This is a genomic window from Bradyrhizobium sp. SOJA106 (assembly GCF_059448745.1).
On record NZ_CM182549.1, the window covers coordinates 6728600 to 6744762 of the forward strand.

Consider the following 16163-nt stretch of genomic DNA (forward strand, 5'->3'; position numbering starts at 1 on the left):
TGGTAACCTCGACTTCCATCCATGTCCCGGTCCTACCTCACCGCGAGGTAAGGACAGCCGCTCTTCTCGGCCGGCACGAACAGGCCATCGCCCGGCAAGGTCGCCATCAGCTTGTAAAGGTCCGCGGGGCCCTTCGAGTCCTGCGGGCTTTTGACTTCGAAAATGTGCATGTCCGACACGACGCGGCCGTTGGCCTGAATATGCGCATGCTGGATCAGATTGCCCTCGATCGGCTGTTGCAGCATCTTGGCCTGCACCTGCGCAGCCTCGTCGCTGCCGATTGCGGCCACCGCTTTCAGGTAATGCGTGGTGGCGAGATAGGCGAGCACATGACCCATGGTCGGCACGGCGTTGCCGCTGCGGGCCATGAAGCGTTTCGACCAGGCGCGCGTCTCATCGTTCAAGTCCCAGTAGAAGGACGCAGCGAGCCGCAGGCCCTGCGCGGTCGACAGGCCGAGCGCCGTGACGTTGTTCTCGAACACCAGCATGGTCGCGAGCTTGGCGCTGACGCCGAACTCTTTCGCCTGCTTGATGGCCAGCACGAGGTCGGGACCGGCATTGGCAAGACCGATCACCTCGGCACCGGACCCCTGCGCGGCGAGAAGCTGCGAGGCGAGATCGGTGACGTTGAGCGGATGCAACACCTGCCCGACAACCTGGCCCCCGGCGGCCTTCACGGTCTCGCCGGCGTCGGACGCCAGGTTCTTGCCGAACACATAGTCGGCGACGATGAAGAACCATTTGTTGCCGCCGGCATCGACGATGCCCTTGGCGATCGTCTTGGACAGCTCGCTGGTCGACGGCGCCCATTGCGTGCCATAGGGCGAGCACCCGTCGCCGCTGAAATTCGAGGCGTACCCGCCGCTGACAAGCGTCGTCTTCTTCAAAGAGCGGGCGATCGCCTGCACGGCCAGCCCAACCGAACTCGCGCCACCGGGAATGATCGCGCTGACGCCCTGCTGCTCGATGAATTGGCGCGCCAGCGCCGCGCCGATATCGGGCTTGCTCTGGTGATCGGCCGAGACCACTTCGATCGGGCGGCCCAGCACCTTGCCGCCGAAATCCTCCACCGCCATCTTGGTCGCGAGCACCGTGCCGGGTCCGCCATTGCCGGAATAAATCCCCGACATGTCGTCGATCACGCCGATGCGGAACGGTGCATCCTCGGCGAACGCTGCGGCAGGAACGACGCCGAGCAGCACCGAGATAGACGCCGCGCGAAGCAGTGACACAATCATGATCTCCTCCCAAGTGGATGGCGGATGTTGATTCCCATCATCAGAACGCGATCTTCACCGCGCCCTGCACGGCGAATTGCGGATTGCTGTTTCCGAACGTGCTCGCGGCTGTCAACATGCCCGCGACATTGCCCGCCAACGCGGTCGAGACACCGCCCACCACCTTGCCATAGGTGCGGTCGGGATTGCCGGCCACCACGGTATAGATCGGCAGCGCGAGGGCGGCTGTTTCAGCTGCCAGCAGCGTGCGCGCGCCGCCGAGGAAATCGTGCTCGGCCGTCAGGTTGACGAAGGAATTGATGGCATGGGCGCCGACAGCGAAGGGCGCGCGGAATTGCACGCCGGCACTGCCGGTCAGGCCTTCGAGCTTCTGCCGCGCCACGAACTGGGTGACGATTGGATCGCCGGTCTCGGTGTAGGGATCGACGTTGGTGTAGTCGTAGAGCAGCCCGACCAGCGGTCCGACGCGCACGCGTCCGACGTCGAACAGATAGGCTGACTTGAAGCCGGCAGTGAAAGTGTCGCCCCGCGTGCTGCCGCGGATCGTATCGACGACCCCGGGACGATCGATCCGATAATTGTTGTAGCCGTAGGTGGCGACGATGTCGGTCAGCAGATGCGGATAGTTGAAGGACGCATAGCCTGCGACCTGGTAGCTGTCGAGATCGAGATGGCCGGTGCCGCCATGCAGATTGGCGACCGGATTGGTGTAATTGAGCGCGCCGCCGACGCGGATGTTGGCATCGAGCTTGACGTCCGCGCCGAAGGTGCCGCCCGCGAGCGTATAGTCGAAACCGACAGCATTGCCGTCGGCGCCGAAGCGGTCGCCACGGCTGCCGCTGCCATACGCGGCGGCGAGATAGACCGACAGCGGCAGCTCGGGTGCAAGCCGTCCCGGAGCCTTCGTGCTGATGCCGGGCCGGTCCATGGATGCGTGGGCCTGAGACGGTCCACCGGTGACGCGCGGATCGTTGGCACGAAAGGCGTCGAGCCGTGAGAAGACCGAATTTGAGAAATTCTGTGCGGTGAGCTGGGCGATGTCGGCCTGCGCGGCGAGCCCGTCCTGCGCCGCGAGCAGATTGGCCTCATAGCGCGCGATTACCGCATAACCGGCATCGGTCGGATGCAGGTCGAACATGAAATGCTGGTTCTGCACGTCCTTTGACGCCGTGAGGCAATTGCCGTCGAAGATGCAGGCGGTCCCCGTCTTGAAGCCGAGGCTGGCCGGATCAGTGTAGGCCTTCGTGTAGATCGCAGCGAGATCGATGACGTGGAGGCGAACGCCGGGCACTGCGAGCGGCGCCAGCGTGCTCGCAAGATTGGCGTTCGCCAGGCCGAAGAACGTCGCGGCTCCCGGAATGTTCGGAAACGCATAGGGAGGCCCCAGCGGATAGAAGCCGCCGATCACATAGAAATTGTAGGTCGACGAGGAGAACATGTTCTCGACGACGAAATTTCGCCCGCCCGCTTTGATCAGTTGCGCGATGTTGTCGTACTGTTTTGACAGCGTCGCCGCCGACAGCGTTTGCGGCGTGTAGGGAAGCCCGTTCGAGTCGAGAATTCCCAGCAAGGGTGCGGCCGAGTTGTTCGGCATGCCGCCGATCACGATCAGATCGTTCGGCTGGAAGCTTCCGCCTGCGCTCGTGAACGCGGCGACCTGCTGGGCGACGGTGGGCCCGCCGTTGAACGCGGGGAATACGCCGTTGCCGACGCCGTTGTAGGCATAGTCGTTCGGCTTGCTAAAGCTGTAGCTCGTCAGCATCGACAGCCATTGCAACGAGCCACGTCCGTTTCCGCATGCGCCGTAAGGCGCCGATTGCGGAAACGCGATCGGACAGTTTCGTGAGACGTCGAGCAGGCTATCGCCGAACCCGTAGATCGTACCGAGCTGCTGCGCCCGCGCAGGGGCAACAGGCATTCCCGCGGCCAGCAGCAATGCTGCGGCCGTCATCGCCGATGTCAGTCTCACGGTCGCCTCCTCTTGGCGTATTCGTCCCGAATGGGCGTCTTGAGTGCGCCTTGTTCAACAGAGCCTAGCAGAAATTTTCTATCATAAAAGAGAAATCTTCTATAGGAGATTTCGGGGGAGACAGCATGGAATGGGAGGCCAGAGATGGACGGTCCACTTGCCGGCATTCGCGTTCTCGAGCTTGGCACGCTGATCGCTGCGCCCTTTGCCGCGCGGCTGCTCGCAGAATTCGGCGCCGACGTGATCAAGATCGAACAGCCCGGACAGGGTGATCCCTTGCGGAAGTGGCGCAAGCTGCACGAGGGCACCTCGTTGTGGTGGTATCTGCAATCGCGCAACAAGAAGTCGATCGCGCTCGATCTCAAATCGGCTGACGGCGTCGCAATCGCGAAGGCACTCGCGGCCAAGGCCGATGTCGTCATCGAAAACTTCCGGCCCGGCGCGCTCGAGAAGATCGGCTTGGGCTGGGACGTGCTTTCGGAACTCAACCCGAAGCTGACGCTGGTGCGTATCTCAGGCTACGGACAGACCGGCCCCTACCGCGACCGGCCCGGCTTTGGCGCCGTCGGTGAAGCGATGGGAGGGCTGCGCCATACGACGGGAGATCCTCAATCTCCGCCAGCGCGGACCGGCATCAGCATCGGCGACAGCCTCGCTTCGCTGCACGCGGTGATCGGCGCCTTGATGTCGCTGCTGCACGTCAGGGCCGGCGGCGGTAACGGACAGATCGTCGACGTGTCGCTGTTCGAGAGCGTCTTCAATCTGATGGAGAGTCTCGTTCCGGAATACGACCTCATGGGCCATGTGCGCTCGCGCAGCGGCGGCGCGCTTCCGGGCATCAGCCCATCCAACACCTATCCGACGAGCGATGGCAGTTACGTCGTGATCGCCGGCAACAGCGATGGGATCTTCAAGCGGCTGATGAATGCGATCGGAAGATCCGACCTTGCCGCGGATCGGGCGCTCGCAACCAACGACGGACGCGTGGGGCGCGCGGCCGAACTCGATGAGGCAATCTCGGATTGGACCCGCCGGCATACGATTTCCGAAGCGCTCGAAGCGCTCGAAGCCGCCGGTGTGCCCGCCGGACGTATCTTTACCGCGGCCGACATCGTCAATGATCCGCACTATCTTGCGCGCGACATGATCGTGTCGGCCACGCTGCCTGGGAATGTGCCGGTGAAGATGCCCGGCGTCGTTCCGAAGCTCTCCAAGACCCCCGGTGCAATTCGCTGGAACGGCCCTGAGCTCGGCGCGCATACCGACGCCATTCTCACCGAGCTCGGCAAGACCGAGCAAGACCTGCATGACTTGAGACAGCGCGGTGTCGTGCAATGAACAACGGGCCCGACATCATCATTCAGGAAGTCTGCCCGCGTGACGGCCTGCAGATCGAGCCCGTCGTGGTGCCGACCGATGTCAAGATCGGCTTGATCGATCGGCTCTCCGCCTGTGGCTTCAGTCGGATCGAAGCCGGATCTTTCGTGTCGCCAAAAGCCGTTCCTGGGCTTGCGGACGGCGATGCCGTATTTCGCTCGATCGCGCGGCGTGAAGGGGTGACTTTCGTTGCGCTCATACCCAACCTCAAGGGCGCCGAGCGCGCCCTGGCGGCAGGCGTCGACGAGGTGAATTTCGTGATGTCCGCAAGCGAGACCCATAACCGCGCGAACATGGGGATGGATCTTCAGGGTTCGCTGGCGGCTCTCGCGGAGGTGAGTGCAGCAGCAGGCGGACGACTTCAGGTCAACGCGACCCTGGCCACCGCGTTCGGCTGTCCGTTCGAGGGCGAGCAGGACGAAGCCAAGGTGCTCCGGCTGGTCGAGGCCTATCTCCGGGTTGGCGCGCAAGGCATCACCCTCGCGGACACGACGGGCGTGGCCAACCCGCAGCTGGTGAGACAGCGCGTCAGATCGGTGCTCAGCCTTGTCCCGCGCAACGCCTTGACGCTGCATTTCCACAATACGAGGGGCCTTGGCCTCATCAATGTGATGGCCGGCTTTGAGGCCGGCGCGCTTCGCTTCGATGCGTCCCTCGGCGGAGTCGGAGGCTGCCCGTTCGCGCCAGGGGCGTCGGGCAACGTCTGCACCGAGGATCTGGTCAATCTCTGCCAGGAAGTCGGCCTGAATACGGGCCTCGATCTCGAGGCCCTGATCGCATTGTCGCGCGAGTTGCCGTCGATCGTCGGACACCCCGTTCCAGGACAAGTGGCCAAGGCCGGCCGTGCCTGCGATCTTCATCCGGCTCCGTAATCGTCATCCCTGCCGCCAGCACGACCCGTCAGGGAAGCGGCGTGTGGCTCATGCTCTTGCGAGAGCAGCGCTTTCGCTTCCACCAATTCAGGAAGATGACGCTCCGCCTCGAACTCGGCGAGCACGGGCGCGAGCACTTCGGAGACCGCACCTGCTCGGCCATTTGTCTTGCGCAGACGGGCAAGTCCAAGGGCGCTGCGCAGCTCGAACGTCTTCGTCTGCTGGCGGCGCGCGATTTCCAGCGCTCGCTCGAGGTCGTCCTCGGCACTGGATTCGTCTGGAGAATCACGGCGCGACAAAAGGCTCGCGCGGACGCGATAAAGCTCAGCATCGAGCCAATGCTGGCCGGACTGTCCGGTCCCGGCGATCAGTTCATTCAGGATTTCAAGCCCGGTTTCGACCCCGCCCAGCTCTGCATTCGCCACGGCGACATGCATCCCCCAAAACGGCTCGCAAAGGTAGCAATCGTTCTCGTGCAGCGAGGTCCAGCCGTGACGCATCTCCGCCAGCCCCGCCATTCGTTCACCGGAACGCCACTTGGCGAGGCCGTTCAGGTAGGTGCCCGCGGCCACATACAGCGGCATCGTGTGGTCGCGCGCGAGCCCGAGCGCCAGGATCGTCTCTGTCTGCTGCAACATGCCTCCGCATACGCCGTCGAACACGGCGCGATGGACCAGCGCATTGGCCTGGGAAAGCGCCCGTTTCTCTCCCGAAGCGCCCACCGCGTCGGCGGCGAGCTGGCGCGCGCGAGCGGTAAAACCGAGCGGCCAGAGCACCAGGGCAAGGAATCTCATGATCACGAACGGCAGATCCAGTGCCGACGCCCTGAATGTCCCGGGATCCGGTTCGGCGCCATAGATGGCAAGCGCCTGCTCGAGATGCGCTCTCGCGTTCACGTAATCGCCGGCGAACCAGGAGGTGACGCCGCCTGTCCAATGGGCAACGATCGCAGCCACCGGCGAGTCCGGCCGCCGGTCAGCGGCGCTCCTGATGGCATCCGCCAGCTCCTGCATCGGAGCGAGTTCGCCGTGTGTCAGGCAGGCATTGAAGAGACCCGAGTGAACGGGCGCAAGTTCAACGGGATCATCGATGTCGGCTGCGAACTGACGCGCACGCGTCCATGCCGCGATCGTTTCGGGGGCGCTGTGTCCGAGGCTGCCCCTCAGTGCACGGCCATATAAGATTTGAAGATGCAGCCTGCTCATCATGCGGCGGGGGTCGTCAGTCAGTTGCAGTTCGTCAGCGGCCGCAACCGCTTTGCCCAGATGCGCGACCGCTTCGGAATAGGCGGAGCGCTTCAGCGCCTGCTGGCCCGCCTTGCGCCACCATTCGAGCGCGACCTCGCTCAGCCCCGCTTCGGTGAAGTGATGCGCCAGAACCTCCGGCTCGGTCTCGGTGACAATCGGAAACTTATCGCGCAGGACCTCGCCAATTCGCGTGTGAAGCAGCTGCCGTTTGCTCTTGAGCAGGCTCTCGTAGGCCGCCTCCTGAACAAGGGCGTGCTTGAAGCTATAGTTTGCGTCCGGCGGCGCCCCGCGGCGAAGCAGCAGCTCCGCCTCTTCGAGTTGTTCCAGCGCAGCGCCCAGCGTCAGATCATCGCGTCCCGCCACGTATTTCAGCAGCGCGTACGAGAAGTCGCGGCCGATGGCGGCGCCGATCTGCGCCACCTCCTTGACCGGAGCGAGCCGGTCGAGCCGCGCCATCAGCGAATCCTGCAGCGTGGCGGGAATCGCAAGCGGCGGGAGCGGACTGTTCAGGCGATAGCGCCCGGCATCTTCGACGAGCAGGCCGGACTCCAGCACCATCTTGGTCAGCTCCTCGACGAATAGCGGCACGCCATCCGTCTTGTCGATGATCTGCTTCATCATCTCGCGTGGCAGCTGGCGACCGACGACCACCTGCTCGACCAACGCGCGCGTGTCCTGCCGATCGAGACGGTCGAGCCGCAACAGGCCGACATTGGCAAGGCCCGACCAGGATGGCTCGAATTCCGGCCGGGATGTCATGAGCACGAGGATCGGAAGTGCCCTGATCCGATCGACGGCGAGATCAAACAGCTCGAGCGTCGTGGCATCGGCCCAATGCAAATCCTCGCAGATGATCAGCAGAGGCTGATCTCGCGCCAGCCCCTCGAGCTGATCGAGAAGGACGGCAAAGGTCTGTCGCCGCTGCTGCGCCGGGCTCAAGCCTAAGGATGGGCAATGGTCAGGGGTTGGAATCGAAAGCAGAGCCGCAATCAGCGGTGTCGCGCGCGCGGCCTGCCGGGTCCCAAGCGCCAGCATTGCCTCGAGCTTGTCGAGCTTTTGTTCTGGCGTGTCCTGCGCGCGGATTCCGGCGGCGCGCTCGAGCTGCGCGACAAAGGGATGAAGCGCACTGTTGGTATGGTAGGGTGAACACTGATATCGCACCCGGCGGTGGGTCCCGAGCGAGGGACTTTCGGACAGCGTTGCCACGATGCGCGACTTGCCGATTCCCGCCTCGCCGGAAATCAAGACGATCTGGCCATGGCCCTGCCAGGCCTCGCGCTGGCGCGAGAGAATGAATTCGATCTCGTCCTTGCGGCCGACAAAGCCGATCGAGCGCGCGGCGCGGACCGCCTCGAAGCGGCTCTCGGATGCGTTCGCTCCTTCCACTGCCCACACCGCGATGGGTTCGCCTATTCCCTTGACTTCGCGGCGGCCGAGATTGTGAAAAGTGAAGAGATCCCCAAGCAGCCGGCGCGTCGATGACGCGACGACGACCACCCCGGGTTCTGCAAGGCTCTGAAGCCGAGCAGCGAGGTTTGGCGTATCGCCGATGGTCGCGTGCTCCTCCGACGCATCTCCGCTGATGAGGTCGCCGACCACCACAAGACCGGTCGCAACTGCGATCCGCAGCTCGACCCGTTCGCCGGCGCCTGTCTTGAGCTGGCGAATGGCGGAGATGATGTCGAGGCCTGCGCGCACCGCGCGCTCCGCATCATCTTCGTGGGCCCGCGGATAGCCGAAATAGACGAGTATTCCGTCACCGACAAACCTGGCTATCCTGCCGTCATAAGCGGCAATGACGCGCGCGCATGCGGCGCGGTAGGCCCGGATCAGTTCCCACATATCCTCGGGATCGAGACGCGCCGAGAGCGCGGTCGAGCCGACCAGATCGCAAAACATGACGGTGAGGTGGCGTCGCTCGGCGTCGTGAGGAGGAGCCGGCGATGCGATCAATGCGGCAGGATCGAGGTCGGCAATCGCACGCTGCATCTTGCGGCGATGACCGAGCAGGACTCCGAGCTTGTCAAAGTCCTCGTCCATCAGCTCGGGAAGGACGCTGACGTCGATCCCATTCTGGGCAAAGCGCTCCGCGTATTGCCCAAGCCCTAGCTTGTCGAGCCACTGCGCAATCTGCATAGCGCACCCATCTGATGGCTGGCGATTAGCAGACCCTTGGACCACGGCCGCGCCGAGACAATATGCCAACGGCACTATGATGGCACGCCTTGTCTTGTTTAGCGAAAATTAGGTTACTCGTTACCGATGAGGCTTCGATCGGAACACGGCTCGATGCGAACGTGGGCGCACTCTCTTCATTGCTCGTTCATTGGCGCTTCGTGGCTGCGTGACATCGTGCCTGCCGCAACCTGAAGCGAAGAACCAACCGCCCAGAAACCGGCGACAAAGCTTATCAGACCGTTGGATAGATTTTGGTCAAGGACAAGAATGCTGACGGACAGAGTTGCGGCGATCGCCGCGCCGAACGTTCCGGCCGCACTCATGATTTCAGCCGACTCGGAACCGTTCCATTCTTCCGAGATGCTCGATTTCGGCCGCCGTGCGACATTGCCGGACAAGTCAATTCCGACATAATAGCTGACCGCTCCGTACAGCATTGTTATCAGCACGATCCAGCCGCTTTCAAACAGTCCACCTTTCTGACGCAACAGCGTCGCACCCACATAGAGGCCGCACGAGGCTCCAACGGCTGCCAACCCAATTCTTTCAAGGACATGGGCCGACTTGATCAGACTGGAACGGGCGATCCGAACACCGCCGACGTACCTGGTGAGGGAAAATGCGCTGGAAATTGTGCTGTTGATCTTCATGGGGGGCTCCTACTGAGTACTTGGCAGCCTACTGGCCGACCCCAGATCGAATCTGCCGGGACGCGTTTCTCGATGCCCTTGATTCCAATTTCTGCTGTGCTGAGTGATGGGGCTGGCTTGCTCGCGAAGGCGAGGAGCCAATCCAAAGCTGCGGAGCACGCGGCTGCGCAGGTATTGCAACTCACCCGTGTTATCGAACAGGTTCGGGTGCGGCAATTTCTTGCGGGAGTCGTAGTTCAAATCGTGAGGGATCGACTATGAAGCGGTTCACAGACCGCTGCTCGCTGCCGCTCCAGCCAGTCACAATTTCCGGAGCGCGTGCGAAGCCCGCAGTCAGGCCGACCACTCCTCGGCCCAGACCTGCACGACGTGGCCGGGCGAGCCTTCGCAAAGGCCAGCTTGAGCTCTATGAGCTCACGCTCAACCCCGGCGCCTCGCCCGGCACGGACTTCCTGCAGCACACCGGCGAGAAAGCCGGCTACATCCTCTCCGGCAGCCTGCGGCTGTGGCTCGCGTGATCTGGGTCACGACGCTGCGCCAGACCGATTCGCCGCCAGGTTGAGCCAGCCGCCGTGTTCCCGGCGGCCGCCGGCGTCGCAAATTGACCATCGACAGAGACGCGGGCAGTCTGTCGCTCGCGTAATGCCGCGCTCGTCCACAGGGCGGCGGTCAGCTTCTGGCGTCTTTGGTATGAGAGCATGAAACTAAGGGGGCTTCTGACACTTGCGATCGCCACGCAGGCCGTCGTGACCAGTGCCGCTCTGCTCGCCTGTTATGCCGTGACCGGCGCCGCCGACAGCTTCGGCATTGCCCAGATCATTGCCCTGCTCGCAAGCGTCGTCGTGGCGGTGGTGCTTGCCCGGCTGTGCGCACGCGCGATCGAGACGTCGCAGAAAAAGCACACGGCCGCAGCATTGGCCGAGCAGGCGCAGGCCGACGCGCAAGCAACGCAAGCCGTCATCAGGACCGCGCTCGATGCCTTCATCCAGACCGACGCGAACGGCGTCGTGCTGGAGTGGAGCTTTCAGGCCGAAGCGCTGACCGGATGGTCGCGCCAGGAGGCGCTCGGCACCGACGTCGTCGACCTCCTCATCGCCGAGCCGTTCCGCCATGGCTTCCGGCAACGCATGATGCGTCTCCTGCCGGAACTGTCGCATACGCCGATCGGCATCCGGTTCGAGGCGATCCTGCTGCACCGGAACGGCGGCGAGATCCTGATCGAGGGCTCCAGTACGGCGCTCCAGGTCGGGACGCGGCGCGTCATCAACATTTTCGTCAAGGACGTCACCCAGAAGCGCGCCGCCGAGGAGCAACTGATCCAGGCGCAGAAGATGGAGGCGGTCGGGCAGCTCACCGGCGGCATCGCGCACGAGTTCAACAACATGCTCACGGTGATCACCGGCACGATCGAGATCCTTGCCGACGGCGTGAAGGACAACCCGCCCCTTGCGACCATCACCAAGCTGATCAGCGAGGCGGCGGACCGCGGCGCCGTGCTGACGTCGAGCCTGCTGTCCTTTGCGCGCAAGCAGGCGCTCCAGCCCGCCGAGATCGACGTCAACGAGCTGCTCGAAGAGCTGGCAACGCTGCTGCTGGCGACCTTCGACAAGAAGGTCGAGATCGGGCATCAAGGTCTCCTCCACCGAAGGCCGCGGCACGATCTTCGCGATCTACCTGCCGAAGGCGGCGGCAAGCACGCTTCGCCCGGCCAGTTATGACGAGCGCAAGATCGTCGGCGGAACCGAGACCATCCTGTGCGTCGAGGACGACCGCGACGTCCGCCAATACGTCACGGGGCAGCTCGAAAGCCTCGGCTACAAGGTCATCCCCGCCCTCAACGCGGCCGAAGCGCTCGCGATTTCAGCCGCAGGCACGCCGTTCGACCTGCTCTTCACCGATATCGTGATGCCCGGCGGCATGAACGGACGCGAGCTCGCCGAGCGGATGGTTGCCGCGCGGCCTTCGCTGCGGGTCCTGTTCACGTCGGGCTATGCCTACGACTCCCTGCATGCGCAGGGACGCGCCACCATGGGCGCGCCGCTTCTGACAAAACCCTACCGCAAGGCCGAGCTCGCGCGCCTGCTGCGCCGCTCGCTCGACACCGCACTCGATTCCGCGGGCGATCCGATCCCGACGCCCTATTCGGTACAGGCCGATGTCGAGGGCTTTCTGCGTAGGCAAGCCGCCGAAGACCGCGCCAAGACGCGGTCGCAAAAATAACCGCGCCTAGCTCATCCCTCGCCGCAGCGTCGCCGACGGTGTCTCGCCGAATTTCTGGCGGTAGGCACCGGCCATGCGGCCGAGATGGGTGAAGCCGAGATCGAAGGCGATCTCGGTGATCGAAGAATCGGGCGAAGCCTGCGAGAGGCGCGCGTGCAGGCGAGCGAGGCGCATGTCGAGCAGCATCTCCGAGATCGACACACCGAAGTGACGGCGGAAGCCGAGCTGGAGCGCGCGAATACCGATCCCGGAGGTGCAGGCGAGCTGCGCGAGGTCGAGCGGCTCGCCGGAATTATCCGCGAGATGGTCGCGCGCGGCGCGGAGCGTGCGCGGGAGACGCTCCGCGTGGCCAGAGAATGTCGTGATCGCATCCGACAGGCCATGGCGCTGGCCATTGAGGAGATGATCGAGCAGCCCCTCGCGCCAATCGGCCAGCGCGAGCGGCGACGGCCTGCCGGAGGGACCGAGACGCTCGGCGAGCTGCATCAGCGCATCGAGCTTCATGCGGAGGTCGCGCCCGGACGGCGCATCGAGGTCGATCACAGGATCGAACTCGACCGTGCCCGCCGCCTTGCCCGACAGGGCCGCAGCGCGCTGCTCGACCAGGCGGCGGTCGAGCAGCAGGATGATTTGCGCACACTCCGTCCAGACCATCCGGGCCGGAATGGTCGGCGACAACAGCGATGCCGTCCGGCCCGGCGCAGTCTCGAGCTCGCAGGCGCCGGCACGAATGCGGGCCCCGCCGGTGAGCGGAATCTGCACCAGGAAGAAGCGGTCGAGGCAGCCGGGATCGATGCTGACCGATCCGCCATAGGCGACGTAGTTGATGGAAAAGCCTGCGAATGCCGCGCAATTGTGCCGGGCGGAGAAGCCGGTTGCGCGCGCTTGCGCCGGCTTGAGATCGTGCGGACAGAAGATGCGGCCGATCTGCTCGGCAGCCTCATCGACATCGTCAGTGGTGACGCGGGCGAAATCCGCCAGCCGTTCGGCTGTGGCCGCCCTTGCGCTCGTTTCCTGCACGGCTGCGGACATCGTCGACCACGCTTCGCGTCACGGGATTGCTTTAAGCCTATAATAGTTCCCCGGGCGCGAGAAGGGCCGCGCCTGCAAAATCGTCGTGCTGCATGGCAACAGCCATATCCGGATTCGTTTAGCGGATAGACAGGCGGCCCATAGCTGACCGAAGCTCCGTCCCCGCCGGAATCCATGAGGAGCAAGCCATGACTGCACTCGAAAAGGGCATTACCGCCAATGGCACGGGCTATGGCGGCAAGAGCTGGAACATCCTGGGCCAGGTCTACTTTCCCAAGGCCGTCACCGACTCCACCTTCGCGTTCGAGACCAACAGCGACCCCGGCCAGTTCGTGCCGGTGCACATCCATCCGACTCAGGACGAGTTCATCCTGGTGCAGGAAGGCACGCTCGACCTCAAGCTCGACGGTCAATGGGTCAAGGCCCATGCCGGCGACCTCGTGCGCATGCCCCGCGGCATTCCCCACGGCTATTTCAACAAATCCGACAAGCCGTGCCGGGCGCTGTTCTGGGTCTCGCCGATGCAGAAGCTGGAGGCGCTGTTCAACCAGCTCCACAATCTGACCGACCCGGCTGAAGTCGTGCGCATCTCGGCGCTGCACGAGGTCGACTTTTTGCCACCCGAGGCTAACGACTAGCGTCGCCGGTTCGTCCACTTTCACCTGCTGCAGGTCCGAACGGCCGCACCTTGCGGCCGAGCGTGACCGCTTGCGCATAAAACATCGAGCAATCCCATGGTCAGCCCCAAGCATGTCTGCGTGATCGGCGCCGGCGTCTCCGGCCTTGCCGCCGCAAAGGTGTTCTCCAGCCGCGGTCACCGCGTCACCATCGTCGAGCGGAGCGCCGATCTCGGCGGCGTCTGGGAGCCGGCGCGCTCCTATCCTGAGGTGCAGACGCAGAGCCCGAAGGATCTCTATCGCTACACTGACCGCGCCATGCCGGACGCCTATCCGGAATGGCCGATCGGGCCGCAGGTCCACGCCTATCTCGCCGATTACGCCAAAAGCTTCGGCCTCGACCGCATGCTGCGCCTCAACACGGCGGTCGCGGGCATGGCGCGGCGCGCCGATGGCAGGCCGGGCTGGACGCTCACCCTGACGAGCAAAGACAGCGCGACTTCGAATGAGGATTTCGATTTCGTCGCGGTCTGCACCGGGCAGTTCAACGAGCCGCGCGAGCTGCATTGCCACGGCGAAGGCAGCTTCCTGGACCAGGGCGGCCAGATCCTGCATTCGTCGAAATACGGCGATCCAACGCTCGCGAAAGGCCGGCGCATCGTCGTGCTCGGCGGCTCGAAATCGGCGACCGACATTGCCGTGAACGCAGTGAAATCAGGTGCGCGCGAGGTCACCATCGTGATGCGCGAGCCGGTCTGGCGCATTCCTTACTTCATCGGCGGGCTCCTGAATTTCAAGCGCATTCTCTACATCCGCGCGCAGGAGGAGATGTTCCCGGGCTGGGGCGCGAGCGCGATGGCGCGGCTTGCCCATCGCGCCGCCGCGCCACTGGTCTGGGCGAACTGGCGCGGGCTCGAAAGCCTGCTCAAGGCGCAGCTCAAGCTCGGCAAGTGCAAGATGGTGCCGAAGGAGCGGATCGAGGACGGCGTCAACTGCTCGGTGCCGATCGCCACGCCCGGCTTCTATCCGATGGTCGCCGACGGCCGCATCAAGGCGGTGTTCGGCACGTTCGACCATTATGAAGGCGACACCATCGTGATGAGCGGCGGCGAGCGGATCGGCGCCGATGTCGCGGTGCTCGCCATCGGCTACAAGCTCGGCGTGCCGTTCCTGCCCGCGGCCTATCAGGACAAACTGGTCGACGCCGACGGGCAGTACCGGCTCTACCGCCTGATCGCCAACCCGGACCTGCCGGAGCTCGGCTTCGTCGGCTTCAACTCCTCGTTCTGCACCGTGCTCTGCGCCGATCTGGCCGCGAACTGGCTGGTGCGCTATGCCGACGGCCAGCTTGCGAAACAGCCGACGGCACAACAGATGCGGGACAACATCGAGATGATGCTGCACTTCAGGCGCGTCGAGCGGCCGGCTGCCGGCGTCTATGGCGGCCTATGTGTCGCACCCTATCACTATCGTCATTTCGACGAGCTGATGGCCGATATCGGCGCGAAGGTGCAGAAGCGCGGCGGGCTCAAAGGCCGCTTCCTGCCGCCGGATGCCGATGCCTACGCGAAGTTCCTGGCGACGGCCCCGGACTACCGGGCGGCATGAGAGGAGAATTGCGACTACACGCCTCTGATGCTTACGATCTCCCTGGCCATCGAATCGACGGGAACCAGCCATGGGATCGAGACGACTTGCCGCCGCGGCCTTTGCGGCCGTTGCCTTCTTCGTCACGGCACCCGCCATTGCACAGACGGGCGCGCCGACGACGCGGCAAGCCGAGGCGCTCGCGAACTACGAGCGCGCGCTCGGGGAGTTCAAGGCCATCCTCGCCGAGCGGCGCAAGCAGATCGACGCGAAGCAGCCGCTGCCGAACCTGCCGGGCCAGGCGCTCTATCTCGCGCGCGTCGCCGTGATCAGCAGCTACAAGGATCTCACTGACGCCATGCCGTCGCGGATCGGACGGCCCAACAAGTTCGAGATCCCTCCGGCCTATTTCGATGCCGACATCGAGCCGCTGATCGAGGAATACGGAAAACTGTTCGATATCATGGAGGCGCCGCCGGCGGATGCGCAGAACTCGCCGACGCCGTTCAAGGACGTCGTCGATCTCGCGGTTGCGATCGCCCGCGCCAAGGGGCTCGCGCCGGTTCACGCGGAAGCTGCGGGCCGCATCAGCCTCGGGCTGTTCTTTGCCGAGACCAACGGCAAGCAGAACGTCCGCAACGGGCGCTCGAAGACCTATATGGGCAGCTTCCAGACCGGCCCGTCCGAGGACCGCAACGGCCGCAGGAAATGGGAGGCGATCAAGGGCGAGATCGCACGCTTCGATCCCGAGCTGAGCGCGCGCGACGACAGGGAAGAGGCCCGCGCCCGCGGCACCGATCACCGCTTCAATCACTGGACCAATGTCCGCGACGGCCTGATGAACGCGCATGCGGATCTGTTCCGGGAGATCCCCGCCATCGTGAAGACGCTGCCCGACCCGATCGACCAGATGAAGCTGTTCGAGCTGATCCAGATTGTCCCTACTCCGACGAGGTCCGCGCTCAAATCGGGCGATCTCCTGAATTACCGGGTGTCCAGCCCCACGGTCATGAAGCACCTGCGCAACAACAGCATCTTCGCCTTCGGGCACGCCGACCGAGCACGGACCTCGGCGAGCTTCCGCGAGATTCTCGCCGCGATGTGGCTGTTCAACCGGAAGTTCGAGCGCGCGATGGCGAACTACGCGGAGATCAAGCCCCGCTGAGGGAGCAGTTG

General features: G+C 64.2%; 11 protein-coding genes and 1 pseudogene. 7 read left to right on the forward strand and 5 right to left on the reverse strand.

All coding sequences use genetic code 11. From position 1 onward, the window contains the following. Positions 1-32 precede the first annotated feature (32 nt). Both AC5V87_RS31765 and AC5V87_RS31770 read right to left on the reverse strand, forming a co-directional pair. Positions 33-1238, reverse strand: coding sequence for an ABC transporter substrate-binding protein (locus AC5V87_RS31765; protein WP_495368845.1), 1206 nt, complete (start codon positions 1236-1238; stop codon positions 33-35). Positions 1239-1278: 40 nt separating this feature from the next. Next, entirely contained in the window at positions 1279-3207 is a 1929-nt protein-coding gene (locus AC5V87_RS31770; RefSeq protein WP_495368846.1) for an autotransporter domain-containing protein, read from the reverse strand. A gap of 144 nt (positions 3208-3351) precedes the next feature. Between AC5V87_RS31770 and AC5V87_RS31775 the strand changes: the two genes are divergently transcribed. Together AC5V87_RS31775 and AC5V87_RS31780 are read left to right on the forward strand one after the other, a co-directional pair. Further along, the gene (locus AC5V87_RS31775) at positions 3352-4545 is read left to right on the forward strand and encodes a CaiB/BaiF CoA transferase family protein (RefSeq protein ID WP_456843149.1); all 1194 of its coding nucleotides are present in this window, start codon (positions 3352-3354) and stop codon (positions 4543-4545) included. Next, entirely contained in the window at positions 4542-5456 is a 915-nt protein-coding gene (locus AC5V87_RS31780) for a hydroxymethylglutaryl-CoA lyase (RefSeq protein WP_495368847.1), read from the forward strand. The genes AC5V87_RS31775 and AC5V87_RS31780 overlap by 4 nt, the downstream gene beginning before the upstream one ends. Here AC5V87_RS31780 and AC5V87_RS31785 read toward each other — a convergent pair. Next, the gene (locus tag AC5V87_RS31785; RefSeq protein WP_495368848.1) at positions 5441-8839 is read right to left on the reverse strand and encodes an adenylate/guanylate cyclase domain-containing protein; all 3399 of its coding nucleotides are present in this window, start codon (positions 8837-8839) and stop codon (positions 5441-5443) included. The two genes, AC5V87_RS31780 and AC5V87_RS31785, sit on opposite strands and share 16 nt — an antisense overlap. A gap of 176 nt (positions 8840-9015) precedes the next feature. Beyond that, the gene (locus AC5V87_RS31790; protein WP_456843146.1) at positions 9016-9531 is read right to left on the reverse strand and encodes a hypothetical protein; all 516 of its coding nucleotides are present in this window, start codon (positions 9529-9531) and stop codon (positions 9016-9018) included. A gap of 257 nt (positions 9532-9788) precedes the next feature. Here AC5V87_RS31790 and AC5V87_RS31795 point away from each other — a divergent pair, with 257 nt between their 5' ends. Both AC5V87_RS31795 and AC5V87_RS31800 read left to right on the forward strand, forming a co-directional pair. Then, complete coding sequence (locus AC5V87_RS31795; RefSeq protein WP_495368849.1) at positions 9789-10049, forward strand: cupin domain-containing protein; 261 nt, start codon at positions 9789-9791, stop codon at positions 10047-10049. Between the two features lie 180 nt (positions 10050-10229). Then, a pseudogene (locus tag AC5V87_RS31800) lies at positions 10230-11751 on the forward strand (PAS domain S-box protein). A 6-nt stretch (positions 11752-11757) separates the two neighbouring features. On the opposite strand, the gene AC5V87_RS31805 reads toward AC5V87_RS31800, so the two are convergent. Next, complete coding sequence (locus AC5V87_RS31805) at positions 11758-12783, reverse strand: AraC family transcriptional regulator (RefSeq protein WP_495368850.1); 1026 nt, start codon at positions 12781-12783, stop codon at positions 11758-11760. 188 nt (positions 12784-12971) lie between these two features. On the opposite strand from AC5V87_RS31805, the gene AC5V87_RS31810 reads away from it, so the two are divergent. The 3 genes from AC5V87_RS31810 to AC5V87_RS31820 all read left to right on the forward strand — a co-directional run bounded on the left by AC5V87_RS31810 (position 12972) and on the right by AC5V87_RS31820 (position 16152). Further along, the gene (locus AC5V87_RS31810; RefSeq protein ID WP_024339447.1) at positions 12972-13421 is read left to right on the forward strand and encodes a cupin domain-containing protein; all 450 of its coding nucleotides are present in this window, start codon (positions 12972-12974) and stop codon (positions 13419-13421) included. Positions 13422-13517: 96 nt separating this feature from the next. Beyond that, complete coding sequence (locus tag AC5V87_RS31815; protein WP_495368851.1) at positions 13518-15008, forward strand: flavin-containing monooxygenase; 1491 nt, start codon at positions 13518-13520, stop codon at positions 15006-15008. A gap of 70 nt (positions 15009-15078) precedes the next feature. Further along, positions 15079-16152, forward strand: coding sequence for a hypothetical protein (locus AC5V87_RS31820; RefSeq protein ID WP_495368852.1), 1074 nt, complete (start codon positions 15079-15081; stop codon positions 16150-16152). Positions 16153-16163: the final 11 nt, after the last annotated feature.